At 68.2% G+C, this 6391-nt stretch carries 5 protein-coding genes; 3 read left to right on the plus strand and 2 right to left on the minus strand.

The window, feature by feature from the left end; translation table 11 throughout:
* Positions 1 to 1852, plus strand: a 1852-nt coding sequence (locus AC1VAN_RS12640; RefSeq protein ID WP_480985908.1) for a sulfite reductase subunit alpha, incomplete at its 5' end; no start/stop codon positions are given.
* 82 nt (positions 1853 to 1934) lie between these two features.
* Here the strand turns inward: AC1VAN_RS12640 and AC1VAN_RS12645 are convergent.
* Positions 1935 to 4472, minus strand: a complete 2538-nt coding sequence (locus tag AC1VAN_RS12645) for a methyl-accepting chemotaxis protein (RefSeq protein ID WP_480985909.1) — start codon at positions 4470 to 4472, stop codon at positions 1935 to 1937.
* Positions 4473 to 4674: 202 nt separating this feature from the next.
* On the opposite strand from AC1VAN_RS12645, the gene AC1VAN_RS12650 reads away from it, so the two are divergent.
* Positions 4675 to 5508, plus strand: coding sequence for an arylamine N-acetyltransferase family protein (locus AC1VAN_RS12650; protein WP_480985910.1), 834 nt, complete (start codon positions 4675 to 4677; stop codon positions 5506 to 5508).
* 32 nt (positions 5509 to 5540) lie between these two features.
* Here AC1VAN_RS12650 and AC1VAN_RS12655 read toward each other — a convergent pair whose 3' ends face one another.
* Entirely contained in the window at positions 5541 to 5912 is a 372-nt protein-coding gene (locus AC1VAN_RS12655; RefSeq protein WP_442252199.1) for a VOC family protein, read from the minus strand.
* A 113-nt stretch (positions 5913 to 6025) separates the two neighbouring features.
* Here AC1VAN_RS12655 and AC1VAN_RS12660 point away from each other — a divergent pair.
* Positions 6026 to 6391, plus strand: a 366-nt coding sequence (locus AC1VAN_RS12660) for a transporter substrate-binding domain-containing protein (protein ID WP_480985911.1), incomplete at its 3' end; no start/stop codon positions are given.

The following is a 6391-nucleotide window of genomic DNA, read 5'->3' on the forward strand; positions in this document are numbered from 1 at the left end:
CGCCAAGCACAAGGTCGCCACGGATCTGCCCCTGGATCTGCACAAGGTCGAGGCCACGCTGTATGCACTGCCCGGCGTGCGCCAGGGCTTCATCGACCTGCGCCTGCCGGAGAAGCCCGGTCAAGCGCTCAACGTACGGGTGATGTCGGCGGATCCCGCACAACGGGGCGGCCATCACGACCGCGCGCATGACCTGCTGCAGCTCGACCCGGCCACCGGCGCGGTCCTCGACGCGCGCCCCTACGCGCGCCAGGGTGCCGGCGGCCAGCTCACCACCAGCATGTTCGCCCTGCACTCGGGCAGCTTCTTCGGCATGCCCGGGCGCATCGTGGTGATGCTCAGCAGCCTGGGCATGTGCCTGTTCTTCGTTACCGGCTGGCTGTTGTACCTGGACCGCCGCCGCGGCCAGCGTGCCGCCCGCGCGCTGCGGCAGACCGTGCCGGCAGCAGCACCCCATGCCGCGGGCACGCCGTGGCTGGTGGTGCATGCCAGCCAGAGCGGCCTGGCCGAACAGTTGGCCTGGCGTGCGGCGGCACAGCTGCAGGCGGCCGGCCACGCGGTGCAGGTACTGCCGCTTGCGCGCGTGGCTGCCGCGCAGCTGCAGGCCACCACGCAAGCGCTGTTCGTGCTCAGCACCTTCGGTGATGGCGAACCACCGGACAACGCACGGCGCAGCACGCGCCAGTTGCTGGCACAGCGTCCGGACCTTTCCGGGCTGCGTTACGGCATGCTCGCGCTGGGTGATCACCAGTACGCGCAGTTCTGCGGGTTCGGCGTGCAGATCGACGACTGGTTGACGCGCTCGGGCGCGCAACCCTTGTTCGCCCGCATCGACGTCGATGCTGCTTCGGTGGTGGCGCTGCGCCAGTGGCAGCTGCAGCTGACCGCACTGACTGGCATCGACACCGACGACAGCGTGTTGCCGGCCGCCACAGTGATGCACGGCTGGCGCCTGCTCGGCCGCACCCTGCTCAACGCTGGCAGCGTCGGCGGCCAGATCTGGAAGATCCGCCTGGCACCGCCGGCCGATGTCGATTGGCAGGCCGGCGACATCCTGCACATCGCGCCCCGCCACGACGCGATGCATGCCAGCGCGGTACTGCGCGCGCATGGCCTGGATCCCCAGCAGCCACAGCTGATCGATGGCGTTGCGAAGACCCTGCTGGAACTGGCCAGCGAACGCGTGCTGCCCGAACCCGGCCGTGCGTTGCAGGTGCAGGATGCAGGCCTGTGGTTGTCGGGCCTGCCGTCACTGCCTGGGCGTGAGTACTCCATCGCCTCATGCGCCGCCGATGGCGAAGTGGAGCTGGTGGTGCGGTTGGTCCACGACGCAGCAGGTCGCGCAGGACTGGGCTCGGGCTGGCTGGCCCTGCATGCGCCGCTGGACGGTGCGATAGCCGCCCGCGTGCATCGCAACCCGGGCTTCCATCGGCAGCCGGGCGCGCCGATGCTGCTGATCGGCAACGGCACGGGCATCGCCGGCCTGCGCAGCCTGCTGCGCGAAGCCGCGCACCGGGGCGAGCACGGTCACTGGCTGCTGTTCGGCGAGCGTCAGCGCGCGCACGATTTCCTGTTCGCCGACGAGATCATCCAGTGGCAGGCTGACGGGCACCTGCTGCGCTTGGATCAGGCCTATTCGCGTGATGTGGACGATGGCAGCTACGTACAGCATCGATTGCGCGCTGCGACAGATGAACTGCAGGCGTGGTTGGCACGGGGTGCAGTGATCCATGTGTGTGGATCGCTGCACGGCATGGCCGAAGGCGTGGACCAGGTGCTGCGCGAGGCACTGGGCGATGAAAGGGTGGAACTGCTGCTGGAGAACGGGCGCTACCGGCGCGACGTGTATTGAATCCGTTCGCCGGGCATGGCCCGGCGCTACCCNGGGTTTCAACGGTAGCGCCGGGCCATGCCTGGCGAAGGCGATCAGGCCATCACGCCGCCGCCCGTGACCGGCGCTCGGGCTGCAGCCGGAACGCGGCCACCGCTTCGGCCAGCGCACGCACCTGGGTCTGCATCTGCGCAGTCGACGCGCCGGCCTCTTCCACCAGGCTCGCATTGCGCTGCGTGCTGGCCTCCATCTGTACGACGGTCTGGTTTACCTGGGCAATGCCCGCATGCTGGTCGTGCGAGGCACTGCGGATACCGGCCAGCAGGCCGGCCAACTGCTGCACGCTGCTGACGATCTCGTCCATCGTCGTACCCGCCTGCTCGGCCTGCGTACTGCCCTGGTCGACCCGCGTCACCGAATCCTCGATCAGCCCCTTGATCTGCTTGGCGGCATCAGCACTGCGCTGGGCCAGCAAGCGCACTTCGGCCGCCACCACCGCGAAGCTTCGGCCCTGCTCGCCTGCACGCGCGGCCTCCACTGCCGCGTTGAGGGCAAGGATATTGGTCTGGAAAGCGATGCCATCGATCAGCTGGATGATGTCGCCGATGCGCCGCGATGCGTTGCTGATGCCCTGCATGGTGGCCACCACCTGGCCGACCGCGGTGCCGCCGCGCTCGGCAACCCGGGCGGCCTCACGTACCAGTCCATCGGCGCGCTCCGTCGCATCGGCGTTGCGGCCGACGGTATCGGTCAGTTCATGCATCGATGCAGCGGTTTCTTCCAGGTTGGCGGCCTGCTGTTCCGTGCGCTGGGAAAGATCGTGATGGCCGGCAACGATTTCACCCACCCCCACATCCAGGCGGACGGTGGCCTGCTGGATGCGGGTGACGATGTGGCCCAGCTGCGCGACGGTGGCGTTGGCATCGTCACGCATGCGGGCGAACACGCCCTGCAGGTCGCCCTCCAGGCGCACGCTCAGGTCGCCGCGTGCCAGTGCGGCCAGCAGCGCCTGCAGATCGCCGAGGTTGGCCTCGAAGGTGGACAGCAGGCGATTGATGCTGGTCGACAGCGTGCGCACGAAGCCCTGCTTGCCCTCCAGTACGATGCGCCCCTGCAGCTCGCCATGCGCCGCCGCGTCGACCAGTGCCGCCACTTCGGTTTCCAGCAGTGTCTCCAGCGCGCGGCTGCGCCATTCCACTGCCAYGCCGAGGAAGTGGTCGTCCTCGACGATGGCGTTGGCGATCAGCTGGTAGCGGGTGCCGGCGTGGCCGATCTCGCGCTCTTCGCGCTGACGGACACCAATCAGCCCCGCCAGTACCGGGTGCAGGCGGACCGCGTCGCTGCCAAGCAACGTCTCTGCGGGAAGATCCAGCAGCTGCAGCAGCGCTGGATTGGCGTAGGCCACCTGCCCTTCCGCGTCGACCACCATCAAGCCGGTCTGCGCGCTGTCCAGCGCCTGCCGCACGCGCGTATTGCCGCGCGCAACCGCGCGCTCGGTTTCGATCCGCGCACGCAGGCGTTGCTGCATGTCGACCAGGCACTGCGCAAGCTGACCGATCTCATCGTTGGCGTTGTGCACGCGCAGCGTGGTGTCGAGCCGATCATCGGCGATATCGCCAGCGAAACGCAGGGTGTCCTGGATCGGTCGACGCACCGCGCGGACGACCAGCACCAGGCTGGTGATCAGCACACCGGCCACCAGCAGCAGAGTGGCCACAAACAGCACGCTGGCCATCCGTGCACCCGACTGCTGACGAAGCTGCGCCTGGGCCAGGGCCACACTTTGCGCCTGCTGGAATGCGGCCAGTGCCGGGCCCACGGCTGCCGCCGTCTCGAGCAGCGACTGTGCTTCCACGTCCAGGCCGACACGCGCGGCGGTATAGCCCAGCAGCGCGGCCTGGTAGGCCTCCATGCCCATGCGCACCTGCTCCTGCACCTCGGCTGGCAGGCCCGCCAATGCCAGATCGAAGGGCAGCTTTTCTTCGCTGGCACGATCGGCGTGGGTGGAATCGCCATCGAGCAGCAGCAGCGCTTCCTGCCGCCRCATCCGCTGCACATGCAGGGAAAGCGCAGGGCGCTCCAGCGCGTCCACCTGTGCCTGCAGTGCGTCGGCGGACTGCTGCAGCTGCGCGGCCAGGCCTGCGTCGCCGCGCCCCATCTCATCCACCCGCTCGAACAACGCGGCGATGCCCTGTGAGAATGCGTCGACGGCTTCAGTCATCGCCTGCAGCACCTTGCGCCGACCCGCATCCATCGGCATTGCACGCAACGCCTGCAGATCCTGCTTCAACATCCGTTGCGTGGCCAGCAACTGGCTGCGGTCGGCATCGTCGAAACTTCGCGCATACTGGGTCTGCAGGCGCCGGGCCTCGGCCACCCGCGCTGCCAGCGAAGCGACGCGGTCACTGCCGTGCTGGTAGCTGGCCTGATCGCGCGCCGCCTGCTTGCTCGCATGGCTGGTCCAGGCATGGACGGCGGCAATGGCCACCAGGCCCAGGCTGCAGACCAGCAGGGTCGCCTTGAGCTTGTCGGCGACGCTCAGCCGATGGGGCTGCAACCAGCGCAGCAGGCCAGGGAAACGGGAACGCAAGCCGGCAACGCGGCTACGCAGGGACCGAAGGTGGGGAACGACGGCCGACATGACAGACTCCAGGCGGAAGGACGCACCTTTATCGACTGGTTGCAGCAGAACTTTAGCCCCGGATTGATTCCTGCTACGAGCGGCGGGCAGTTGTCGCTGTTGTACCGGCCGCAGACGACCGGGGGATGACACCGGCGGGATGCGCTTGACCTCAACCCCGGTTGCGGTATCACAGTGGAGCCCCCCGCCCGTGATGCCTGCCATGCCCATCGACGTCCCCCGCTACCTGCAGCGCCTGCAGCTGGATGCCCCGCCCCCGCTCACCCTGGCCGGGCTGACCCTGCTGCAGCAGCGCCACAACGCCCTGCTGCCGTTCGAGACCCTGACCAGCCTGCTGCGCGACGCGGTGGCAATCGACCTGGACAGCGTCCAGCACAAGCTGCTGCACGCGCAGCGCGGCGGTTACTGCTTCGAACTCAATGGCGCGTTCCTGGCGCTGCTGCAGGCCTTGGGCTTCGATGCGCAGCCACTGAGTGCACGCGTGCTGCTGTCGGCCACCGAGGGCGAGCTGACTGCGTGTACGCATCTGCTCCTGCGGGTGCGTCTGCAGGAAGAGGATTGGCTGGTCGATACCGGCTTCGGCAGCCTGACCCCGACCGTACCGCTGCGCCTGCACGAGACCGCAGTGCAGGACACACCGCACGAGCGTTACCGCGTGCAGACGCTGGATGATGGCGACTTCATGCTCGCCGCCGAGGCGGGGGATGACTGGCGGGCGCTGTACCGCTTCGACCTGCAGCCACCGGCGCCGATCGACAACGAGGTAGGCAACTGGTACGTGTGCACGCATCCGCRGTCGAGCTTTCCCGGCCAGCTGCGTGCATCACTGACCGGGCCGGATTGGCGACGCACCATCGGCAGCGGCAACTACACCGAATACCGCCCGGGCCAGGCGCCGGCCAAGCGCCCGCTGCGGGATGTGCAGGACGTGCGTGAGGTGCTGCAGCAGGGCTTCGGCATGCGCCTCCCCGACGATCCGCGGTTGGATCCGGCCATCGCCGACTGGCTGCAGCGATCACAGGCCACATCCGTGTAGCGCCGCGCAATGCTCGGCTGCTGTGCTTGCGGCTATGGGTTGACGGGTGCCTGCAGAGCAATCCGGTTGCCCTCGCTGTCGCGGATCTCGGCTACCCGCCAGCCACCCGCCACGGCCGGGCCAAAGCACAGCACCGCGCCGGCCTGCAGGGCACGCTGCAGGCTCCGATCCACATCGTCCACGCCCAGGTAGATGCGCGGGCCCTGCTCCGACGGCACGTAGTCGGTGCCGTGCACCAGCGCCATGCTGGCACCTGCGGCGTCGTCGTTGAACGACAGGTAGGCCATCCGGCAGTCATGCAGGTCGATCGGCGCTTCGATGCGTACCTGCAGCCAGTGCTCGTAGAACATCACGGCGCGTTCGAGATCGGCGACCGGAACTTCAACATGCAGGATGGGATTCATGGTGATCGTGCTCGGCGTGCAGGTTGATGAAAGGCAGCATCGCAGCCCTGTGCACTGCACGATACGGCCCCGACTGGYATGCTGGACAGCCTGCCATCGTACTGGAAGCGCCCATGTCCCTGGCCGATCACCGTCATGCCCTGGCCCCGTTGGGCCACCTGCGCGTTGCCATCAACCTGGGCAACCCGGTGCTGGCCCAGGGCGACGCCAATTCACCGCGTGGGCCGTCGGTGGAACTGGCCACCGCGCTGGCACAGCGGCTGGGTGTGCAGGCACGCTTCAGTTGCCACGACGCGGCCGCATCGGTGGTTGYAGCGGCGAGCGACGATGCATGGGATCTGGCCTTCCTGGCGGTGGACCCGGCACGTGCCGACCGCATTGCCTTCAGCGCGCCGTATGTGGAGATCGAAGGCACCTATCYGGTGCGCGATGACAGTCCAGCGCACCGGGTTGCAGACCTTGATCGCAACGGGCTGCGC

This window comes from Stenotrophomonas sp. 05L44_2, assembly GCF_056665995.1.

Coding starts and splice junctions, on each gene's coding strand:
- AC1VAN_RS12655 (WP_442252199.1), bottom strand. CDS start 5,912: ATGAATCCCATCCTGCATGTTGAAGTTCCGGTCGCCGATCTCGAACGC.